This is a genomic window from Sphingomonas benefaciens (assembly GCF_052907485.1).
In genome coordinates, this window is sequence record NZ_JBREIC010000005.1 from 175,300 (window position 1) to 197,126 (window position 21,827).

Consider the following 21,827-nt stretch of genomic DNA (forward strand, 5'->3'; position numbering starts at 1 on the left):
CCCCGTCGGCGGGGAAGATCGTCAGCCGGCGTAGGCCTTCACCAGATCGTACAGATAGTCGCGCCCTTCGTAGAGCGACTTCACCCTGATCCGTTCGTTGAGGCCGTGGATGCCGCCGCCGTCCTTCTCGACGAACAGGCCGGGCATGCCGTAGACCGGGATGCCGATCGCCTCGAAGAAGATGCCGTCGGTGGCGCCGGTCGACATCAGCGGCACCACAGGCGTGCCGGGAAAGTACCGTGCCGCGACGCGGGTCGCCGGACCGACGATCTTGGGATCGAGCGTCGGCGGGATCGCGGTCGGGCGGACCGGCTGGTTGGCAGTGACCTTGACTTTGGCACCGGCCAGCCGCTGCAGCGTCGCGAGTGTGCCGTCGACCGTCTCGCCGGGGAAGATGCGGCAGTTGATGTTGGCGGTGGCGCGCTGCGGCAGCGCATTTTCGGCATGGCCGGCGTTGAGCAGCGTCGCGACGCAGGTGGTGCGCAGCGTCGAATGGAACGCCTTGTCGCGGCTGACGATCGCGTCGGCGGCGGTGTCGTTGGGGTTGGCGAGCAGCCGCGTGATCGCCTGTCCCATCGCGCCGCCCGCCTGTTTCGCGGTGGCGGTGAAATAGGCGCGCGTCGTGTCGGTGAAGCGGATCGGGAATTCATAACCCTGCACGGCCTTCACCGCGTCGACCAATCGGTAGATCGCATTGTCGGGCACCGGCTGCGAACTATGGCCGCCGGGGTTGGTGGCGAGGAAGGTGTAATTCTGTGCCGCCTTCTCGCCGACCTGCACGGCGAGCAACTCGCGCTTGCCGTCTGCGGTGAGCCGCCCGCCGCCACCCTCGTTCAGCGCGAACTCCGCGGCGATCAGGTCCGGCCTGTTGGCGGCGAGCCATTGAGCGCCATTGAAAGCATAGGTCGTCTCCTCGCCGCAGGTCAGCGCGAGCTTGATGGTGCGCCGCGGCGGCTGACCGGCACGTTTCAGGCGGATCATCGTGTCCGCCCAGATCGCGCTCATCGCCTTGTCGTCGACGGTGCCGCGGCCGTAATAATAGCCACCCTCCTCCGTCAGTTTGAACGGATCGCGAACCCAATCCTCGCGCTTGGCGGCAACGACGTCGAGGTGACCGAGCAGCAGCATCGGCTTGGCCTGCGAATCGGAACCCCTGAGCTCGGCGACCAGGCCACCGTCCTGCGGATGATCGGGCGTGGAGAAGAGCGTGACGTCGCCAGCGGTGAACCCCGCCGCCTTCAACCGCTCGGCGATCTGCGCCGATGCCTGGGTGCAGCTGCCGACGCCGACCACGGTGTTGGTCTCGACGAGCTGCTTATAGAGATCGAAGAAGGCGCGCTCGTCGGGGCGCTGCTGCGCGGACGCCGCCCCGGCAGTGCAGAGCGCGATCGCCGCGGTGGCAAGGCCGGTCATCGTGCGCGTCATAAGTCCCCCTGATCGGTGCCGGAGGAATAGAGCGCCATTGCAGGCAAAGCGCAACGGGCTCCCCTCCCGCAAGCGGGAGGGGAATAACGGTTACTCCGCCGCGACCAGCTCGACCGTGTCGTCGAGGGCGTGCGTCTGACGCGAGAGCATTTCCTTTGGCACCACCTGCCAGAACCGGCCGAGCGCCTGATCCCAGTCGGCGAGCAGGCCCTTCGACCAGCGGCTGTCCGTCGCCGCGGCATGCCGCTCGACGAGGTCGCGCAGCACGCCCTCCCAATGCGCCGAGGCGATCCGCTGCCAGACGATGTTCTCCGGATTGGCGCGGCGTTCGAACGCGTCGTCGCCATCGTAGACGAAGGCCATGCCGCCGGTCATGCCGGCACCGAAATTGGCGCCGGTGCGGCCGAGCACGACGGCGATGCCGCCGGTCATATATTCGCAGCCGTTGGCGCCGCAGCCCTCGACCACCACCGACGCGCCCGAATTGCGCACCGCGAACCGCTCGCCCGCCTGCCCCGCGGCGAGCAGCGTGCCCGAGGTCGCACCGTAGAGCACGGTGTTGCCGACGATCGTATTGTCCTGGCTGGCGAGCGGCGACGACACCGCCGGCCGCACGATGATCGTGCCACCCGACAGGCCCTTGCCGACATAATCGTTGGCGTCGCCGAACACCTCGAGCGTGATGCCCTTGCACAGGAAGGCGCCGAGCGACTGGCCGGCGCTGCCGCGCAGCCGGACGGTGACATGGCCGTCGGCAAGCTTGGCCATGCCGAAGCGGCGGGTGATCTCGCTCGACAGGCGGGTGCCGACCGCGCGGTGCGTGTTGCGCACCGAATAGGTCAGCTGCATCTTCTCGCCGCGCGCGAAGACGGGGGCGGCATCCTTGATGATCTGCGCGTCGAGGCTGTCGGGCACGTCGTTGCGGAAGGTCGACAGGCTGAAGCGTCGCTCCGCGTCGGTCGCGTCGACCTTGGCGAGGATCGGGTTGAGGTCGAGGTCGTCGAGATGCTCGGCACCGCGGCTCACTTGGCGCAGCAATTCGGTGCGCCCGATCACCTCGTCGAGGCTGCGGCAGCCGAGCCTGGCGAGGATGTCGCGCACCTCCTCGGCGATGAAGGTCATCAGGTTGATGACCTTTTCCGGCGTGCCGGTGAATTTGGCGCGCAGCCGCTCGTCCTGCACGCAGACGCCGACCGGACAGGTGTTCGAGTGGCACTGGCGGACCATGATACAGCCCATGGCGACGAGGCTGAGCGTGCCGATGCCGAATTCCTCTGCGCCGAGGATCGCGGCGACGACGATATCGCGGCCGGTCTTCAGCCCGCCATCGGCGCGCAGCCGCACCCGACCGCGCAGACCGTTGAGGGTCAGCACCTGATTGACCTCGGACAGGCCCATTTCCCACGGCGTGCCGGCATATTTGATGCTCGTCTGCGGCGACGCGCCGGTGCCGCCGACATGGCCGGAGACGAGGATGACGTCGGCATGCGCCTTCGCGACGCCGGCCGCGACCGTGCCGATGCCCGCCGAGCTGACCAGCTTGACGCAGACGCGTGCGCGCGGGTTGATCTGCTTCAGATCGTAGATCAACTGCGCCAGATCCTCGATCGAATAGATGTCGTGGTGCGGCGGCGGGCTGATCAGCGTCACGCCCGGGGTTGCGTGGCGCAACTTGGCGATGAATTCGGTGACCTTGAAGCCGGGCAGCTGGCCGCCCTCGCCGGGCTTGGCGCCCTGCGCGACCTTGATCTCGATCTCCTCGCAGGCGTTGAGATATTCCGCCGTGACGCCGAACCGGCCGGACGCCACCTGCTTGATCGTCGAATTGGCGTTGTCGCCATTGGCGTAGGGCGTGTAGCGCGCCTTGTCCTCGCCGCCCTCGCCCGACACCGCCTTGGCGCCGATGCGGTTCATGGCGATCGCCAGCGTCTCGTGCGCCTCCGGCGACAGCGCGCCGAGCGACATGCCCGGGGTGACGAAACGCTTGCGGATTTCGGTGATCGCCTCGACCTGGTCGACCGGCACGCCCTCGGCTGGAAAGTTGAATTGCAGCAGGTCGCGCAGATAGACCGGCGGCAGGTCGGCGACGCCGCGGCTGAACTGCATGTAGCTGGTGTAGCTGTCGGTCGCGACCGCGGTCTGCAGCAGGTGCATCAGCTGCGCGGAATAGGCATGGGTCTCCCCGGTATGACGCTGGCGGTAGAAGCCGCCGATCGGCAATTTGGCGACGCCCGCGTCCCACGCCAATTCATGCCGCATCATCGCGCTGTGGTGAAGCGAGGCATAGCCCTCGCCGGAAATCTTCGCCGGCATGCCGGGGAACAGGTCGTTGACCAGCGCGCGTGACAGGCCGACCGCTTCGAAATTATAGCCGCCGCGATAGGAGGAGATCACCGCGATCCCCATCTTGCTCATGATCTTGAGCAGACCCTCCTCAATCGCGACGCGATGACGGGCGAGGCAGGCGTCGAGGCTGAGGTCGCCGAACAGGCCGCGCGCCTGCCGGTCGACGATTGCCGCCTCGGCCAGATAGGCGTTCACCGTCGTCGCGCCGACGCCGATCAGCACCGCATAATAATGCGTGTCGAGGCATTCCGCCGACCGCACGTTGATCGAGGCGTAGGAGCGCAGCCCCTTGCGGACGAGATGCGTGTGTACCGCGGCGGCGGCGAGGACGCCGGCGATCGCGACGCGATCCTCGGAAACATGCTCGTCGGTCAGGAACAGTTCGCTCTTGCCCTGGCGCACCGCCTGCTCGGCCTCGTTGCGGATGCGCTGGATCGCCGCGCGCAATTTCTCCGGCCCGCCATCGGCGTCGAAGGTGCAGTCGATCTCGCTCGCGCTACTGCCGAAATGGGTGCGCAGCCGCGCCCAGTCCTGCCCCGTCAGCACCGGCGAATCGAGCACCAGCACGCGCTCGCGCCGGTCCTCGGTATCGAGGATGTTGGCGAGATTGCCGAACCGGGTCTTGAGCGACATGACGTAGCGTTCGCGCAGACTGTCGATCGGCGGGTTGGTCACCTGGCTGAAATTCTGGCGGAAGAACTGGCTGATCAGCCGCGGCTTGTCGCTGATCACCGCGAGCGGCGTGTCGTCGCCCATCGATCCGACCGCTTCCTTCGCGCCATCGACCATCGGCGACAGAATCAGCTCCATATCCTCCAGCGTCTGCCCAGCGGCGACCTGGCGCCGGGTCAACTCGGCGCGATCGAAGCGCACGGTCGCGTCCGCCACCTCGGGCAGGTCGCGCATCGCGTGGAATTCGCCGATCATCGCGGCATAATCATGCTCGGCGGCGATCCGATCCTTGACCTCGCGATCGTTGAACACGCGGCCCTCGTCGAGATCAACGGCAATCATCTGGCCCGGCCCGAGCCGCCCCTTGGCGACGATCGTCGATTCGGGCACCACCACCATGCCGCTTTCCGAGCCGACGATCAGCAGCCCGTCGGCGGTCTGCGTATAGCGCAGCGGGCGCAGCGCGTTGCGGTCGACGCCGCCGACCGCCCAACGTCCATCCGTCATCGCCAGCGCGGCGGGTCCGTCCCACGGCTCCATCACCGAGGCGAGATACTGGTACATGGCGGCGTGATCCGCCGGCGTGTCGAGGTCCTTCTGCCACGCTTCCGGCACCAGCATGATCTTGGCGGTCGGCGCGTCGCGCCCCGACCGGCAGATCGTCTCGAATACCGCGTCGAGCGCGGCGGTGTCGCTGGCGCCAGCCGGGATCACCGGCTTGATGTCCTCCGAATTGTCGCCGAACGCGGTCGCCGCCATCCGGATCTCGTGGCTGAGCATCCAGTTCTTGTTGCCGCGGATCGTGTTGATCTCGCCATTGTGCGCGAGGCAGCGGAACGGCTGCGCCAGCCACCATTGCGGGAAGGTGTTGGTGGAATAGCGCTGGTGGAAGATCGCGACGCGGCTTTCGAACCGCTGGTCCTGCAGGTCGGGGTAGAAGACCGACAGGCTCTCGGCGAGGAACAGGCCCTTGTAGACGATCGAGCGGCAGCTCAGCGAGCAGATGTAGAAGCCCTGAATCTGCGCGGCGATGACCCGCTTCTCGATGCGCCGCCGGATCAGATAGAGGTTCTTCTCGAACTCTGCGGCGCTGACCTCGTCCGGCATCGGGCCGGCGATCATGATCTGCTCGATCTCGGGCCGGGTCGCCTGCGCCTTCATGCCGATGACGGAGACGTCGACGGGCACCTGCCGCCAGCCGTAGATCGTGTAGCCCGCCTCGATGATCACGCTCTCGACGATCGTGCGACAGCTTTCCTGCGCGCCGAGATCGGTACGCGGCAGGAAGATCATGCCGACCGCAAGCCGGTTGGGCAGCACCTTGTGGCCAGACGCGACGACCGCATCGTCGAAGAAGCGGTGCGGCAGGTCGATGTGCAACCCGGCACCGTCGCCCGTCTTGCCGTCGGCATCAACCGCACCGCGGTGCCACACCGCCTTCAGCGCGTCGATTGCCGACTGGACGACGCGGCGCGACGCACGCCCGTCCGTCGCGGCGACGAGGCCGACGCCGCAGGCGTCGCCCTCATAGTCCGGGCGGTACATGCCGTGCTCGGCGAGATACTGGCGCTGGTCGGTCATCGTCGTGATCCTACTTTCCGGCAGGCGCGCCGAGCGCGTTGACGCGCTGGATGATCTTCGGGAAGGCGTCCATACCGGCCTCGCGGCCGATCGCCCGGCCCTGTTCGGACATCACCTTCTGGATCGCGGGCTGGGTCTGGATCAGCTTCGCCCCCGCCGGCGATCGATAGAAGCTCAGGATCGCCTGCAGTTCCGTCTCGCTGAACGAGCGGCTGTATTCCTCCGACAGGGCGGCGGCGATACTGTCGTAGCGCGCCCGATAGGCCGCGCCGATTTCCTCGGCGACGATCTTCGACACCTGCGCCTGTCCGTCGGCGGTCGACAGTCGCGCCTTCAGGGTGGCGGGAATGGCAGGATCGCGCTGCATCGCGGTGATTACATTGGTCGACACCAGCGGCATGATCTGCGCGAAGACGGGATCGAGCGTCTGTTCGATATGCATCGCCGCGACGATGCTCCGGGCAGTCGTGATCGTACCGGCCCCCGTGCCCTGCGCCGCCACCGGCGCGCTGACCAAGGCCGCCGCCAACAGAAGACCGTTCCGCATCATGCCGCCACCCTCTCGCGCTTTGCCTTGGCCTTCAGCCATTTGTGCATCGCCCCGGCGACATCGCGGCCATCGCGGATCGCCCAGACGACCAGACTCGCGCCGCGCACGATGTCGCCCGCCGCGAAGACACCGTCGAGACTGGTCATCAGCGTCTTGCCGTCGACCAGCACCGTGCCCCAGCGCGACACGCCGAGTTCCGGTGCGCCGAACAGGCCGGGCAGATCCTCCGCATCGAAGCCAAGTGCCTTGATCACCAGATCGGCCTGCAGCGTGAAGTCGCCTGCCGGATCGGACTCAGGTGCGCGTCGACCGCTGGCATCGGGGGCACCGAGCCGCATTTTCCGCGCGCGGACGGTGCCATCCGGGTCGAACGCCGCGGGGGCGGACAGCCACACGAACTCCGCCCCCTCTTCCTCGGCATTGGCGACTTCGCGCTGGCTGCCGGGCATATTGGCGCGGTCACGGCGGTAGAGACACTTCACCGACGCCGCGCCCTGGCGGATCGCGGTGCGGACGCAATCCATCGCCGTGTCGCCGCCGCCGATCACCACGACATGCTTGCCGGCGGCGTCGAGCGCGCCACTGTCGAACGCGGGGACGGCGTCGCCGAACCCCTTGCGATTGGAGGCGATCAGATAATCGAGCGCGGCGACGACGCGGTTGTCGGGCGTGCCGAGATCAAGGTTGCGGGCGCGATAGACGCCGGTCGCGATCAGCACCGCATCATGACGCTGCCGCAGTTCGTCGAGGCTGGCCTGTTCGCCGACCGAAAAGCCGCTGTGGAAGACGATGCCGCCGTCGCGCAGCCGGTCGACGCGCCGCATCACCACCGGCTTTTCCAGCTTGAAGCCCGGGATGCCGTAGGTCAGCAGCCCGCCGGCGCGATCGTGACGGTCGTAGACGTGGACGTCATAGCCATGACCGCGCAGATATTCCGCCGCCGACAGGCCCGCCGGACCGGCGCCGATCACCGCCACCGACTGGCCGCGCGCCGGCCCGGGCACCAGCGGCTCGACCCAGCCTTCCTCCCAGGCGGTATCGGTGATGAACTTCTCGACCGAGCCGATCGTCACCGCGCCATGGCCGCTGAATTCGATGACACAATTGCCCTCGCACAACCGATCCTGCGGGCAGATACGGCCGCAGATCTCTGGCATCGTCGAGGTGGCGTTGCTCAGATCATAGGCTTCGCGCAGCCGCCCCTCCGCGGTCAGGCGCAGCCAATCGGGGATATGATTGTGCAACGGACAATGGACCGAGCAATAGGGCACGCCACATTGCGAGCAGCGGCCCGCCTGCTCCTCCGCCGCGGGTGGGGCGTAGCGCGCCGCAATCTCCCGGAAATCGTCCGCGCGATCATCGGCAGTGCGCTTGGCCGGATAGGCCTGCGAACGACCAACAAACTTGAGCATGGAATCGTGCGCCATGGGGCCTCCTGATCGTGCCGCTACGCACGATCGAAGCCTTTGTCACGCACAAATCAGGCGTTATGGAACCTATACTTACCTAGTTTTCGGTAGGCCGGCTGTTGGACGCGGCGGCGAACAGTAACGGCTCATTTAATAGGTAAGTAACCGGACCTACCTCATCTGCAGGGCGATCAGGGCAATCGCGCCGACGACGATGCGATACCAGGCGAAGGGCGCAAAACCGTGCCGGCTGATCACCGTGATGAACCAGCGGATCACTAGGAGCGCGACGATGAAGGACACGACGAAGCCAACCGCGATCGCGAGCCAGTCGCCCTGGCCAAGCGTCGCGCCCGACTTGAGCAGGTCGTAGCCGCTTGCCGCCAGCATCGTCGGAATGGCGAGGAAGAAGGAGAATTCGGCCGCCGCTTGGCGATCGACGCCGAGGGTCAGCGCCCCCATGATCGTCGCGCCCGACCGGCTGACGCCGGGAACCATCGCCAGACACTGAAGGACGCCGATCCCGAGTGCGGTGGTGGCGGGCATCGCCTCGACCGAATCGATGCGGACGCGGCGTACCAGCCGCTCGATGACGAGGATCGCGACGCCGCCGACGATCAAGGCGACCGCCACCACGGTCGGCTTTTCCAGCAGCGCCTTCACCGCCTTGTAGACGACGAGGCCGATCGCCATCGCCGGCAGAAAGCCGAGCACGACATTGCGGACGAAGGCGATTGCGCGCCGCTCGCCTGCGAACAGGCCGATCGCGACGCCCCAGAAGCGCCGCCAGTAGAGGACGATTACCGCCAGGATGGCGCCGAGCTGGATGACGATGTCGAAGGTCGCGGTGCCCTTGTCCTGCACGCCGAGCAGCGTGCCGGCGAGGATCAAATGGCCGGTCGACGAGACGGGCAGGAATTCGGTCACCCCCTCGACGATGCCGAGGAGGATGGCGGTCAGGAGATCCATGCTCGATCCTTCAGACGTGAAGCTTGGTGGCGGCGCGACGGCCGAAGCGGCCGAGACGGCGGAAGCGCACCAGCCATTCGGGAGCGACGGAGGCGAGCGGCGTCGGGGTCACGCCCAATGCGGCGAGGCCATCGGCCCCCGGTGCGACGACATTGTCGCGCTGGAGCATCTGCCACTGGTCGACGGTGATCGGCGCCAGCGGCAGCCGGGCGAGCAGCGCGCCGGCGGCATCAGGCAATTCGACGATCGACGGCGACCGGCCGAGCGTCGCGGCAAGCCAGCGGATGATCTCGCCCATCGTCATCACGTCGGGGCCGCCGAGTTCGAAGGTGCGGCCGGCATGGTCCGCCGCCAGCGCAGCCGCGAAGGCGTCGCCAACATCTGCCGCGAACACCGGCTGGAACTTGACCGGTGCCCGCAACACCGGGACGACCGGGAACTTCTCGATCATGCCGGCAAAGCGATTGAGAAACTGGTCCTCGCGACCGAAGACGATCGAGGGACGCATAATCACCGCCCCCGGGAAGGCGGCACGCACCGCCTCCTCGCCACGCCCCTTGCTGCTGCCGTAGGCGGAGGCGGCGGCGGGATCGGCGCCGATCGCCGACATATGCACCATCGCCTCGACCCCGGCGCCGGCCGCCGCCTCGGCGACGTTGCGTGCGCCCACCACGTGGACCGCATCGAACTTGCCCTCGAGCACGCCGACGAGGTTGACGACCATGTCGGAGCCGACCACCGCCCGATGCACCGTGTCGGACCGGGTCACGTCGGCAGCGACAAACTGCATCTGGCCAAGGCCGCCAAGCGGCTTGAGGAACCAGGCATGGCGGGGATCGCGCTCGGCGACGCGAACGCGCGCGCCCGTGCGCAGCAGCGCCTGCACCACGTAACGGCCGACGAAGCCGCCGCCGCCGAACACCGTAACCAGTTTGTCCCTCATGATCGGCCCTTCTCGCACCTGGCTAAATCGCCGTGCCGCCCTTGCCGTGCGAAAGGCGTGTTGACAAGGCACATGACCCACCCCTAAAGGCCGCCGCCTACCCCGTGCCCAGATGGCGGAATTGGTAGACGCACCAGCTTCAGGTGCTGGCGATCGCAAGGTCGTGGAGGTTCGAGTCCTCTTCTGGGCACCATTTTCCATTCATCGCGATCAAACTGATCGTTTATAGGCTTGACGCCCCCAAAGGCGGCCGTACGGCTGCTCCTTAGTCAAAGGAGCAAGCTATGACTGATGAAACTTCTGGTCTGAACGCTGTTGAGTTAGCAACCGAGTTGACGATTGCTTGGCTCGGCAATCCCAACACTCGCACCAGCGCCGACGAGGTGCCGGCGTTCCTCGGTAAGATGCACGACACCGTCCGCGGTCTGCTTGGAGCGGTCGATACCGCTACGGAAACCCCGGCACAGACCGAGTATACCCCGGCGGTGTCGGTGCGGAAATCCTTGGCGTCGAAGGACTACATCATCTCGATGATCGACGGTAAGCCGTACAAGACCTTGCGTCGCCATCTCGCTACGCATGGCCTCAGCCCCGATGAATATCGCGAGCGCTATGGCCTGAAGGCGGATTATCCGATGGTGTCGGAGAATTATTCCGAAAGCCGACGCGCCATGGCGAAGAAGATCGGCCTGGGCCGCAAGCCCGGCGAGCGCCCGAGCGAAAACGCCGCCCGCCGTGGTCGCAAGACCGCCGACGCCGAGGCGTAACCCGGAAGGGGCCTGCGGGCCCCTCCCGCCCGTGCCATGTCACCGTGCCGCCTCAGCGCAAGCTGGGGCGTTTCGTTGCTAGGCGGGTGCAACGAGATCGGGCGGTGTCGATCGCTTCGCACACTCTAGCCGCACGAAATCGGTGCACATACCGGGCGGAACCTGCGTTTATTGCCCGAATACGCCCTTGCGATACAGCAGGGTGATAGCGACGCGGCGGTTGCGCGCGTCATAAGGATCGTTGGGAATGATCGGCTCGCGATCGGCGACGCCCTCGATCCGTTCGAACCGCTGTTCGGGGATTCCCCCCAAGGCCAAGCGGCGGCGCGTCGCCTCGGCCCGGCCGGATGACAGCATCCAGTTGTTCATCGCACGCGGATCGCCGTAGGGTACGCTGTCGGTGTGGCCACGGATCATGATCGTGTTGGGGGTACCGGCGATCGTCTTGGCGATCATCCCGATCAGGTCGGACGCCTTGCCGTCGAGCATCGTCGTGCCGAGCGCGAACATGGAATAATCAGCGTCGTCGACCAGGTCGATGCGCAGACCGTCCTGCGTCGGTACGAACCGGATATGACTGGCGAGCTTGGCGAGGCTCGCCGAACTCTTGATCGCCGATTCAATCTGGCGCTTGATCGCCTCGAACGCCTTTTGATCCTCGGCGCGCGCGTTGGGATTGCGCAGCGACCCCTTTTCGCCGGTACCGCTGCGCTCGCCGCCCGCATTGGAGACGGGAATGCCGATCGACGCGATCGGCGCCGCCGCCGCCTTCGGTCCGAGCTTGTTGTTGCTGACGATCGATTCGCCGCCGAGCACGCCGCTGCCGCCGAGGCCCAGCACCTTCTTGTCGATGATCGTCGGCGCGAAATAGTCGGCGATACCCTTGCGCTGCTTCTCGGTGGTCGCGCCGAGCAGCCAGAGCAGCAGGAAGAAGGCCATCATCGCCGTCACGAAGTCGGCATAGGCGACCTTCCACGCGCCACCGTGATGGCCGCCGCCGCCTTCGCCGATGATCTTCTTGACGATGATGATCTTGGGCGGCTGGTTGTTGCCGTGCGGCGCAGCGCGGGCCATCGGATGCGTCCTTCCCGCTTACTTGCCGCGCAGGCCGTCGAACACCTCGGCGAAGCCGGGCTGGTTCTTGTGCGCGATGCCGCTCCGTGCCGCCTCGATGACGAGCGGCTGCGGATGGCCGTGCAGCGAGGCGATGATGATCTGCTTGACGACGTGATAGATTGCGGCGTCGGCATGAATCACCTGCTTGAGCCGACCGGCGAGCGGATTGACGATGCCGTAGGCGAGCAGCACGCCCATGAACGTGCCGACCAGCGCCGAGCCGATCATGCCGCCGAGCACCGACGGCGGCTTGTCGATCGAACCCATCGTCTTCACGATGCCGAGCACCGCGGCGACGATGCCGAGCGCGGGAAGCGAGTCGGCAAGGCTGGTCAGCGTATGCTCCGGCCCCTCGACCTCATGGTGATGCGTCTTGATCGCATGGTCCATCACCTCTTCGACCGCATGCACATCGAGCGTGCCGCTGGAAACGACGACGAGGCGCAAGGTATCGGCGATCAGATTGACCAAGGTATGGTCAGCGAGAAGGCGGGGGTATTCGGCGAAAACCGCCGAGGATTTCGGATCCTCGACATGCGGTTCGAGCGCGATCGGGCCATCCATGCGCAGCATCTTCATCAGCTTGCTGACCAGGAAGATGACGTCGAGATAGTCCTGCTTCTTGTACTTCGGCCCCTTGAACACCTTGCCGAGGCCGCCGCCCATCGCCTTCAGTTCGGCACCCGAGTTGCCGATGATCAGCGCGCCGGCAGCGGCGCCGCCGATGATCAGCATTTCGTGCGGAATCGCCTCGAACACCGGGCCGAGCGCACCGCCGGTGATGGCGAAGCCGCCAAACACCATGCCGAGAAGGACAACAAGACCAATTGCAGGAAACACGGGCTACCCCCCAATGGCCGGTCCGTTCCGGCACCTGTCATGTCGGGTTAACCGGATTTCCTAGACAAACGGTTACCACGAAGGCGTTTAGTGGCCGCCGGAGATCGGTACGCGGCGACACGGATGGCGGCGCAGAGCGGCCGCGCTCCGCCGAACCGCAGCGTGCACGCCGTGATTACAGTGCGTTACTTGATGTAATCGAACAGCGACAGGCTGGAGAGCTTGCTGAAGCTCGCCTGCGTCGCGGACAGCTGCGTCATCATCTGCTGCAGCTGGACGATCGCGTCGGTGACGTCGACGTCCTGCAACTTGGAGCGCAGATCGGCGCGATCGGTGTTGGCGGTGGTCTGCAGTTGCTGTTGCAGATCGATGCGGGCGCCGCGCGCGCCGACCGACGCCTGAACGTTGGCGACCTGATCGATCGACGCCTTGATGTCGTCGAGCCCTTGCGAGACCGCCGTCGAGACGTCGCCACCGGCGTTGAGCGCCGTGGCAAGCTGACTAAGCGCGGTCAGCGCGTCCTTGCCATTGCCGATATTGAAGATGCGGGACGCACTTTCCGTCGCCTGTACCGTCTGACCATCGGCGATCGGCACCTCCGACACGTTGGTCGTGGCATAGGTGAAGGTGCCGTCGCCGTTGTCCTTGACCGCCGGCGTCCCTTCCGGCGTACCGAATAGCGGCTGGCCACGGACGTTGGTGCTGTTGGCGAGGCCGGTGATCGCACCGATGATCGATTGCAGTTCGGTGCCGATTATCTTGCGCGTCGCATCGGTCTGCGTGCCATTGGCGGCCTGAGTGGCAAGTTCGGTGGCGCGGGTCAGCTGATCGTTGATCTGCTTGAGCACGCTGTCCGCCTGGTCGAGCAGCGAACTCGCCATGGTCATGTTGTTGCCGTAGACCGTCGCATCCGCATCCTTGCGGTCGAGTTCGGCGAGCTGTGCGGACGCATTGGGGTCGTCCGAGGCACGCTGAATCTTCTTGCCGGTCGCGATCTGCGTCTGCAGCACCGCGGCGCGATCGTTCATTTTCGACAGGCGGCTCGCCGCATTGTCGTAGAACATGCTGGTGGAGATCTGCATGGCGCGGCCTACCGGATGTCGAGGATGGACTGCATGGTTTCGCGCGCGACCTGGATCACACGGCTGGATGCGGCGTAAGCCTGCTGGAAGCGCATCAGGTCGACCGCCTCCGAGTCGAGGTTGACGCCGGTCGAGGTGGACAGCGCGGTCGCCGCCCCGTCGCGGATCGCGGTCTGCGCATCGGCGATCGTGGATTTCTGCTTATAGGCCGTGCCGTTGTCGGTGATCATGCCGGACAGCGTCGATTCGAACGCCTTGCCCTGACGCGATTGTTCCAGAATGCTGAGGTTGCTCGAATCGCGCTTGCCGCCGCCGGGCGCCGCCGCCGCGATCTTGCTGCCATCGGTGAAGCCCGCCGCGAGCGTGATATCGGTCGGCGTGCTGCCGACCGCGAAGATCGCGGTGCCCTGGACGCCGTTCTGATCCTCGCCCGCGGCCTGATTGTCGTTGACCGTCTTGACGAAGCTGCTGGTCAGGCCGTTGAGCGCGTCGCGGTTGGCGGCGACGCGCTGCGCGCCGTCGGTGATGCCGGCGATCGTGCCGCCGTTCGGCGTCAGCTGGGTCGCAATGCCGTCGACGATCTGCGAGAAGGTCGCCTGGCCATTGTCGTCGCGTTCGTAGCTGACGATGCCGGAGCTATTGCCCTTCACGAACGGCGCGCCGCTCGATTGCGCCAGCGTGACGGTGGAGCGGCCAAGGGAATCGAAGCTGACCGACAGGTCGACTTGTTCGCTCATCTTGGTCAGGATCTGGTCGCGCTGATCCATCAGCTGCGCGGCGGCGGTGCTGCCCGGCGCGGCGCGCCCAAGACCGTCGTTGATCCCGGCCAGCGAGGTACCGAGCGACGACAGGTCGGTCGCGGCCTGGCGGCCCGCGGTGTCGAGATCGGTATCGATCTGGTCGAAGGCCTGGCCGGTCGCGCTGAACGACACCGCCAGCGTGTTGGCGGCGCTGTACATGCTGGTGCGTAGCGCGCTCGAATCGGGTTCCGCGGCCAGCGACTGCGATGCCGCGAAGAAGGAGGTCATGCGCGACGTCAGCGCGTTGCCGGTCAACGCGCCGTCGATCCGGTCGAGCCAGGTCGCGCCCTTGGTGGTGCGGCTGAGATCGGACGTCGAGGCCCGCAGTGCGGCGGTGGAATAGGTATCGCTGGACCGCGCGATGCCGGTCAGCGTGACGCCGTTGCCCGCGCCATATTGATTGACCGAGCCACTGCCGCCCGGAACCTCGGCAACCTGCACGGCGCGACGGGTATAGCCCGTCGTTCCCACGTTGGCGATATTCTCGCCGACGGTGGCTAGCGCGGTCTGGTACGCGCGGACGCCCGAGGCGCCGATGGCGAGCAGGTCGCTCATGATGTCGGCGGGTCTGCCGCCGAACCGTTAAGATCCGATTGCGACTTGGCGAGGAAAGAGGTCATCGCCTTGCCGATACCGATCGGCGTATGCTCGGCCATCGTCTGCGCCAGACGCTGATCCTGCATGTCGGTAAAGGTGTCGATCGCTTTCGAATCGAACAACGGTTCGGCGAGATGGGTCTGGCGCATGCTCTTCAGCATCATGCCGGTGAACACCGCCTCGAACTTCTCGCCCGCCTTTTTGAGATTGTCGGCGTTCTTCAGCCGCGACGTGTCGGTCGACAGGCCACCGGCGGTCGACTGGAGCGCCTGCGGCGCTGCAGCGAGCGGCGTCGTCACAGGACGACGAGCTCCGCCTTGAGGCTGCCCGCCTCCTTGAGCGCCTCGAGGATCGCGACCAGGTCCGCCGGCGAGGCGCCGATCGCGTTCACCGCCTTGACGACATCGGCCAGCTTGGGCCCGGGATTCAGAAGGAACATCGGCTTCTTCTCCTCCTCGACGGCGACGTTGGAGCGTTGCTGCACCGCGGTCTGGCCCTGGCTGAACGGCGCCGGCTGGCTGATCCGTTGGTTCTCGTCGATGCGCACGGTCAGCTTGCCGTGCGTCACCGCGGCCGGACCCACCCTGACCGCAGAGGATATAACGACCGTTCCGGTGCGCGCATTTACAATTACTTTTGCGGGCGGCTCGGCGGAGACGACGTCGAGGTTCTCGATCGTCGACATCAATGTCGCGCGCACGTCCGCCCCCTGCGGCGCGCGCACCGCCACCGACACCGCGTCGACCGCCTGGGCCGTGCCGAAGCCGAGCGTCTTGTTGATCGCGGCGGCGACGTTCTGCGCGGTGGTGAAATCGGCGCGCTGGAGGTTGAAGGTCAGCGTCGGCGCGGTGTCGAAGCCGGTCTGCACCGCGCGTTCGACGGTGGCGCCCTCCGGAATACGACCGGTCGAGGGCACGTTGACGACGATCCGCGATCCGTCCGCCCCCTCCGCCCCGAGGCCGCCGACGGCAAGATTACCCTGCGCCATCGCATAGATCTGATTGTCGGCGCCGAGCAGCGGGGTGAGCACCAGGCTGCCGCCGCGCAGCGACTTGGCCTTGCCCATCGAGGCGACGGTGATGTCGAGGCGCTGGCCGGGCTTGGCGAACGGCGGCAGTTCGGCGGTGATCATCACCACCGCGGCGTTCTTCATCCCCGGATTGGCGCCCGGCGGCAGCTGCAGCCCGAAGCGCGAGGCGACCGCCTTCAGCGACTGAACGGTATATTCGAGATTGTCGTCGCCCGTGCCGGGCAGGCCGACGACCACGCCATAGCCGGTCAGCTGGTTGGAACGGATGCCCTGGAAGCCGCCGAGATCCTTGATCCGGTCGGCATGGGCAGGCGCGGTCGCGACGAACAGCGACAGCAGGCCGAGGAAGAGCGCACGCAAGGTCATGTCGAAGATCCTGCCACCGCCATGGTTACCGAACCGCTAACCATGGCGCGGAGAGGGTTAGAACGGGCTGATCACGGAGAAGAAGCGGCTCAGCCAGCCCTGCCGGCTGGCGCGGGCGACATCGCCCTTGCCGGTGTAGGCGATCTGCGCATCGGCGACGCGGGTCGAGGGCACGCGGTTTTCCGCATCGACGTCGGCAGCGCGGACGATGCCCTTGATGCGGACGAATTCGTCGCCGCGGTTGAGCGTGACGCGCTTCTGCCCCTGCACCAGCATCGTGCCGTTCGGATAGACCTGCGCCACCGTCACCGAAATCTCGCCCGACAGCGAATTGGCCTGATCGGCGGCCCCCTTGCCGTCGAAACTGCGCGCTCCGCTGGCCGACACGTCGCTGTTCTTGAACAGGCTGAGCGGACCGGTGGCGGGCGGCGTGACGCTGCCCGAGCCGGACGAATCGAGCTTCGAACTCGCCGACTTCGACGCGGCGGTGCGCTCGACCAGCACGATGGTCAGCGGGTCGCCGACCTTGCGCGCGCGCCAGCCCTCGTAAAGGGCGGCATAGCCGTCGCCGGCCTGGAAGATGGCGCCGTTGGCGGGTGCGGCGACCGGCTGCGCCACCGGCGCGCGGGTGACGCTGAAATCCTCCGGCGGCGTCTTCTTGCCGAAGATGCCAGCCTGCGCGTCACCGGGGGCAAGCGCGGCAAGGACGAGCAGCCCGGACGCCGCGGCGAGCGCGAGTTCGGCCCAATAGGCGCCGAGGCGGAACGGGGTGGGAGCGCGGGAAGCCATGGGTCGGATACCGATCAGAGGTTCTGGTTGACGTATTTGAGCATGTCGTCGGTCGCCGAGATCATCTTCGAGTTGACCTCATAGGCGCGCTGCGTCTCGATCATGTCGACGAGTTCCTCGACGACGTTGACGTTGGACGCCTCAAGATTGCCTTGGCGGATGTTGCCGCGGCCGTCCTGGCCGGCGATCCCCATGTTGGCCGCGCCGGACGAGGCGGTTTCGCGCAGGTAATTGTCGCCGACCGACTGCAGGCCGGTGGGATTGGGGAAGCTGGCGATCTGGATCTGGCCGAGGTTGGTCGCATCGGTCTGACCCGGCACCTGGGCGGTGACCGTGCCGTCGGTGCCGATCGACACCGATGTGGCATTGGCCGGAATCGTGATGCCGGGCATCACCTGATAGCCTTCGGACGTGATCAGCTGGCCTTCGGGGCTGCGCGCGAAATTGCCGGCGCGGGTGTAGCCGAGATTGCCGCCGGGCAGTTGGATCTGGAAATAGCCGTCGCCGTCGAGCGCGAGGTCGAAGCTGTTGCCGGTCTGCTGCAGCGACCCCTGCGTGTCGATCCGCGCCGTGCCCTGGATGCGCACGCCGGTGCCGAGGTTGAGACCGGTGGCATATTTGGTGTCGGCGGTCGACGACGCGCCGGGCGCGGTGATCGTCTGATAGGCGAGCGTTTCGAACGCGGCGCGGTCCTTCTTGAACCCCGTCGTCGAGACGTTGGCGAGGTTGTTCGAGATGACGCGCATGCGCGTGTCCTGGGCGTCGAGCCCGGTACGCGCGATATGCATGGCTGCGGATGACATGCTCTTCTTCCCTTAGCTCGGCAGACGCATCACGGAGGTGCTGCTCTCGTCCATGTCCTTGGCCGATTTCATGAGGTTGGCCTGAACCTCGTAGCTGCGCTGATTCTCGATCATGTCGACCAGCGCCTGCGTCATGTTGACGTTGGAGCCTTCCAGCGCGCCGCCCTGCACCTTGGCGTCGAGATTGGCCGGCAGGGTGCCGCCGCCGCGCACGCGCAGCAGATTGTCGAGCCCCTTGACCGTATCCGCGCCCTTGGTACTGGCGAGTTTCAGCCGATCGACGATCTGCGGATTCTTGGGATCGCCACCCTGGGGCACGATCGAGATCGTGCCGTCCGGGGCGATCGTCAGGCTGTCGTGCGGCGGGATGGTGATCGGCCCGCCCTGCCCTTGCACGATATAACCGCCGCCGGTCTGCAGCACGCCGGTCGGCGCGACCTCCAGATCACCGCGGCGGGTATAGGCTTCGCTGCCGTCGGCGGCCTGCACCGCCAGCCAGTCGCTGTTGCCCGATATCGCGACGTCGAGCGCGCGGCCGGTCGACTGGATCGCACCCGGAGTGCGATCCGCGTCGGTGACCTCTTCGCTGGTCGGCATGCGCGCCTCCAGCGTCGACCCGCCGCCCTTGAGCAGGATGCGGTCGAAAACGACGCGATCGGCGCGGAAGCCGGTGGTGGACGCGTTCGCCATATTGTTGGCGATGGCCGCCTGCGCCGCCATGTGCGCCTTGAGGCCCGTCGCCGCGGTATAGACCAGCTTGTCCACTTACCTGCTCCCTGCGCCGTCGCGATCGATCAGCTGCGGATGTTGAAGATGGTCTGCGACACCTGGCTGGCGGTATCGAGCGCCTTGGCATTCGCCTGGAAGTTGCGCTGCGCCGCGATCAGATTGACCAGCTCTTCGGTGATGTCGACGTTCGAGCCCTCGATCGTGCCCGACATCAGCGAACCGAAGCCGTCGGCCGAAGCCGAACCGAGCTTGGCCGCGCCGGACACGCCGGTCGCCGCCCAATAGCTGTTGCCGATCTGGCGCAGGCCGGTCGGGGTCGAGAAGCTCGACAACGCGACCTTACCGAGCGGGACGATGTCGCCGTTCGAGAAGCTCGCCTGGATCAGGCCGGCGTCGGTGACGGTGACGCCCGACAGCTGGCCGACCGGCACGCCGTCCTGCGTCTTGGAATTGACCGAGAAGGCCGAGGGCAGCTGCGTCGAATTGGCGAGGTTAAGCGTCACGCCCTGCGCCGCGGCGCCCGAATTCGGCACGAACTGATCGTAGGCGATCGACTTTGCGCCGGCGGTGCCGTTGACCGAGGCGAGCGCCCCCTTGCTGTCGAAGGTCAGCGTGACCGGCGCGGGCTTGCCGTTCGCGTCCATCTGATTGTTCACCGACAGCTGCTGGTCGCCGACGAAGCTGTACACCGACCAGGTGCCGAGCGTCGGCGGGTTGGCGTTCGCATCGGCGTCGGCGGTGCGGACGTAATAGCTGGTCATCGTCTGCGGATTGCCGTTGGCGTCATAGATGCGCGTCGCGACCGAGTTGTTGTAGGTGGTCGGATCGGTGCGGACGAACGGCTTGGCCGCGGTCGGCGCCTTGACCGTCGAGGTCGCCGACAGCTGCACCGCGGTCGACACGTTCGACGTGCCCTTGGGCGTGCCGCTGGTCTGCTGGATCTGCAGCTGGGTCAGGCCCGACTGGCTGGTCGAGGTGACGTTGCCGTCGCTGTCGACCGGGTAGACGAGCAGGTACGAACCCTGCGCATCGACGACGTTGTTGTTCGAATCGACCGAGAAGCTGCCGTTGCGGGTATAGGCGAGCGCGTCGCTGACGCCGGTGGTGCGCAGCGTGAAGAAGCCCTCGCCGACCAGCGCCAGGTCGAGCGCGTTCGACGTGGTGGTGAGGTTGCCTTCCTTGAACTGCTGCGCCGAGCCCTTCACCACGACGCCCGAGCCGACCATCTTGCGCGGGTCGGTCGACACGCTCGACGCGATGATGTCGGCGAATTCGGTACGGCTCTTCTTGAAGCCAGTGGTCGAGACGTTGGCGAGGTTGTGCGAGATGGTGGCCATGTCGGTCTGCGAGGCCTGCAGGCCGGACAAAGAGGTGAAGAAGGACATCGGGTTTACTCCTGAGAGAAGGCTGGCAGGGAGAGAGGGTGGTTCAGGTGGCGGAGCGGACGTCGGCCGGCTTCACGTCGCCGACCCCAACGACCTTGAGCACGGGCGAGCCGCTGGAGGGCAGCGACACCGATTCGACCGGCGCCCAGACCAGGCTGTTCGCGGCGATGTCGGTATTGGCGTTGGCGGCGGCGACGCTGATCGTGAACGGGCCGTTGGTGACGGCATTGCCGTCCTCGTCCTTGCCGTCCCACTGCCAGTTGGCGCTGCCTGCCTTGGTCGCACCGAGCTGCAGCTGGCGGACGGTGCCGCCATTGGCATCGGCGATCGAGACGGTGACCTGCGTCGCGTCCTTGTCGAGCTCGACCGCACCGTCGAGCGAGCCGTCGGACCGCGCATAAGCGGTGGTGCCCTGGACCAGCACGGTCTTGCCGACGTAGCTCATCGCGTCGGCGGCGGTGGACCCGCCGAGCTTGGTCGCCAGCCCGGTCAACGTCGTGTTCATCTGGCTGATGCCGGCGACCGACGAGAATTGCGCCATCTGCGCAACCATCTGCGTGTTGTCGACCGGATTGAACGGATCCTGGTTCTTCAGCTGCGCCGTCATCAGCGCGAGGAAGTCGGACTGGTCGAGCGTCGTCTTGTTGCCCGTGGTCGAAACCTTGGGGGTGGTCAGCGATGCGGTGGTGGCGATGCCCATCGAGGCATAGTCGGTGGTGGTGGAGTCTACCATGGTCAGCGGCCTAGCTTGAGGGTGTCGAGCGTGAGCTGCTTGGCAGTGTTCATCACTTCGACGTTGTTCTGGTACGAGCGCGCGGTCTCCATCATGTCGACCAGCTCGCGGGTCTCATCGACGGCGGCCTCGTAGATATTGCCGTCCTTGTCGGCCAAGGGATTGGCCGGGTCGTAGCGCTTGGTCGGCGTTTCGCCGGCGGTGACGATCTTCTCGACGTCGACCGTGGCAAGACCGTTGGCCGCGTCGAAGCTGGTGCGGAACACCGGCTTCATCGTCTTGTAGGCGGCGTCCGCCGAGCCGGCGATGCCACCGACATTGGCGAGGTTCGACGCGGTGGTGTTCATCCGCAGCAGCTGCGCGCTCATCGCGCGGCCGGCGACCTGGAACACGCTCATCGGATTGTCGGCCATGGCCTATTCCCCCTTCAGCGCGCGGGTGATCTGGCCGATCCGCCCGTTCAGGAAGGACAGCGTCGTCTGATATTGGACGGCGTTCTCGGCGAAGGCGGTCTGCTCCTGCGACAGTTCGACGGTGTTGCCGTCCATCGAGGTCTGCAGCGGCACGCGATATTTGGTCGCGGCGCCGATGCCCTGCGCGTCATTGTCGCTCTCGGCCGACGCGAGCGCCGCCTTGAAATCGATGTCGCGCGCCTTGAACCCGGGCGTCGACGCGTTGGCGATGTTCGACGCGAGCACGCCCATGCGCTGCGAACGCACCTCCAGCGCGGCCCCGTGAACTCCGAACAGCGTATCTGCGGCCATCGGCCCTTGATCTCCGGCGCACCATTGCGCTGCCAGTGACTAAGCAACCGTCGTGCCAATTTCGCAGGAACCACGGGAATCGCTTTAATTTTTGCAGCCGAACCGGCGCGGACGGCAGGCCGGCAGGCGAC

20 protein-coding genes and 1 tRNA gene are annotated in these 21,827 nt (G+C 66.4%); 2 read left to right on the plus strand and 19 right to left on the minus strand.

Annotated elements, in window-relative coordinates:
- Positions 1–21 precede the first annotated feature (21 nt).
- From ACU5AX_RS16010 to ACU5AX_RS16035, 6 genes are all read right to left on the minus strand, one after another.
- The gene (locus ACU5AX_RS16010; protein ID WP_446691784.1) at positions 22–1,425 is read right to left on the minus strand and encodes a M20/M25/M40 family metallo-hydrolase; all 1,404 of its coding nucleotides are present in this window, start codon (positions 1,423–1,425) and stop codon (positions 22–24) included.
- A gap of 90 nt (positions 1,426–1,515) precedes the next feature.
- The gene (gene gltB, locus ACU5AX_RS16015) at positions 1,516–6,024 is read right to left on the minus strand and encodes a glutamate synthase large subunit (protein ID WP_446691785.1); all 4,509 of its coding nucleotides are present in this window, start codon (positions 6,022–6,024) and stop codon (positions 1,516–1,518) included.
- A 10-nt stretch (positions 6,025–6,034) separates the two neighbouring features.
- Entirely contained in the window at positions 6,035–6,574 is a 540-nt protein-coding gene (locus tag ACU5AX_RS16020) for a DUF2059 domain-containing protein (RefSeq protein ID WP_446691786.1), read from the minus strand.
- Positions 6,571–8,001, minus strand: coding sequence for an NAD(P)-dependent oxidoreductase (locus ACU5AX_RS16025; RefSeq protein WP_446691787.1), 1,431 nt, complete (start codon positions 7,999–8,001; stop codon positions 6,571–6,573). The genes ACU5AX_RS16020 and ACU5AX_RS16025 overlap by 4 nt, the downstream gene beginning before the upstream one ends.
- Before the next feature lie 153 nt (positions 8,002–8,154).
- Positions 8,155–8,952, minus strand: coding sequence for an undecaprenyl-diphosphate phosphatase (locus ACU5AX_RS16030; protein ID WP_198354161.1), 798 nt, complete (start codon positions 8,950–8,952; stop codon positions 8,155–8,157).
- A 10-nt stretch (positions 8,953–8,962) separates the two neighbouring features.
- On the minus strand, positions 8,963–9,895 hold the full coding sequence (locus tag ACU5AX_RS16035; RefSeq protein WP_446691788.1) for a complex I NDUFA9 subunit family protein: 933 nt from the start codon (positions 9,893–9,895) through the stop codon (positions 8,963–8,965).
- Positions 9,896–10,001: 106 nt separating this feature from the next.
- Here ACU5AX_RS16035 and ACU5AX_RS16040 point away from each other — a divergent pair.
- Both ACU5AX_RS16040 and ACU5AX_RS16045 read left to right on the plus strand, forming a co-directional pair.
- Positions 10,002–10,088, plus strand: a tRNA-Leu gene (locus ACU5AX_RS16040).
- Between the two features lie 91 nt (positions 10,089–10,179).
- The gene (locus ACU5AX_RS16045) at positions 10,180–10,662 is read left to right on the plus strand and encodes a Ros/MucR family transcriptional regulator (RefSeq protein ID WP_446691789.1); all 483 of its coding nucleotides are present in this window, start codon (positions 10,180–10,182) and stop codon (positions 10,660–10,662) included.
- 168 nt (positions 10,663–10,830) lie between these two features.
- On the opposite strand, the gene ACU5AX_RS16050 is transcribed toward ACU5AX_RS16045, so the two are convergent.
- From ACU5AX_RS16050 to flgB, 13 genes are all read right to left on the minus strand, one after another.
- The gene (locus tag ACU5AX_RS16050; protein WP_198354158.1) at positions 10,831–11,736 is read right to left on the minus strand and encodes a flagellar motor protein MotB; all 906 of its coding nucleotides are present in this window, start codon (positions 11,734–11,736) and stop codon (positions 10,831–10,833) included.
- A gap of 18 nt (positions 11,737–11,754) precedes the next feature.
- On the minus strand, positions 11,755–12,618 hold the full coding sequence (motA, locus tag ACU5AX_RS16055; RefSeq protein WP_198354157.1) for a flagellar motor stator protein MotA: 864 nt from the start codon (positions 12,616–12,618) through the stop codon (positions 11,755–11,757).
- Positions 12,619–12,803: 185 nt separating this feature from the next.
- On the minus strand, positions 12,804–13,700 hold the full coding sequence (gene flgL, locus ACU5AX_RS16060) for a flagellar hook-associated protein FlgL (RefSeq protein WP_198354156.1): 897 nt from the start codon (positions 13,698–13,700) through the stop codon (positions 12,804–12,806).
- An 8-nt stretch (positions 13,701–13,708) separates the two neighbouring features.
- On the minus strand, positions 13,709–15,055 hold the full coding sequence (gene flgK / locus ACU5AX_RS16065; protein ID WP_198354155.1) for a flagellar hook-associated protein FlgK: 1,347 nt from the start codon (positions 15,053–15,055) through the stop codon (positions 13,709–13,711).
- Positions 15,052–15,396: a rod-binding protein gene (locus ACU5AX_RS16070; RefSeq protein ID WP_198354154.1), complete on the minus strand. Its 345-nt coding sequence runs from the start codon at positions 15,394–15,396 to the stop codon at positions 15,052–15,054. The genes flgK and ACU5AX_RS16070 overlap by 4 nt, the downstream gene beginning before the upstream one ends.
- A complete protein-coding gene (locus ACU5AX_RS16075; protein WP_198354153.1) occupies positions 15,393–16,493 on the minus strand; it encodes a flagellar basal body P-ring protein FlgI in 1,101 nt (366 codons plus the stop codon). The genes ACU5AX_RS16070 and ACU5AX_RS16075 overlap by 4 nt, the downstream gene beginning before the upstream one ends.
- A 57-nt stretch (positions 16,494–16,550) precedes the next feature.
- A complete protein-coding gene (locus tag ACU5AX_RS16080; protein WP_198354152.1) occupies positions 16,551–17,282 on the minus strand; it encodes a flagellar basal body L-ring protein FlgH in 732 nt (243 codons plus the stop codon).
- Positions 17,283–17,296: 14 nt separating this feature from the next.
- The gene (flgG, locus tag ACU5AX_RS16085; RefSeq protein ID WP_198354151.1) at positions 17,297–18,085 is read right to left on the minus strand and encodes a flagellar basal-body rod protein FlgG; all 789 of its coding nucleotides are present in this window, start codon (positions 18,083–18,085) and stop codon (positions 17,297–17,299) included.
- 12 nt (positions 18,086–18,097) lie between these two features.
- On the minus strand, positions 18,098–18,850 hold the full coding sequence (gene flgF, locus ACU5AX_RS16090; protein WP_446691790.1) for a flagellar basal-body rod protein FlgF: 753 nt from the start codon (positions 18,848–18,850) through the stop codon (positions 18,098–18,100).
- A 29-nt stretch (positions 18,851–18,879) separates the two neighbouring features.
- Positions 18,880–20,199, minus strand: a complete 1,320-nt coding sequence (locus ACU5AX_RS16095) for a flagellar hook protein FlgE (RefSeq protein ID WP_446691791.1) — start codon at positions 20,197–20,199, stop codon at positions 18,880–18,882.
- A gap of 43 nt (positions 20,200–20,242) precedes the next feature.
- A complete protein-coding gene (locus ACU5AX_RS16100; RefSeq protein ID WP_446691792.1) occupies positions 20,243–20,932 on the minus strand; it encodes a flagellar hook assembly protein FlgD in 690 nt (229 codons plus the stop codon).
- Positions 20,933–20,934: 2 nt separating this feature from the next.
- On the minus strand, positions 20,935–21,345 hold the full coding sequence (flgC, locus tag ACU5AX_RS16105; RefSeq protein WP_198354147.1) for a flagellar basal body rod protein FlgC: 411 nt from the start codon (positions 21,343–21,345) through the stop codon (positions 20,935–20,937).
- Between the two features lie 3 nt (positions 21,346–21,348).
- Entirely contained in the window at positions 21,349–21,696 is a 348-nt protein-coding gene (gene flgB / locus ACU5AX_RS16110; RefSeq protein WP_198354146.1) for a flagellar basal body rod protein FlgB, read from the minus strand.
- Between the last annotated feature and the right edge of the window lie 131 nt (positions 21,697–21,827).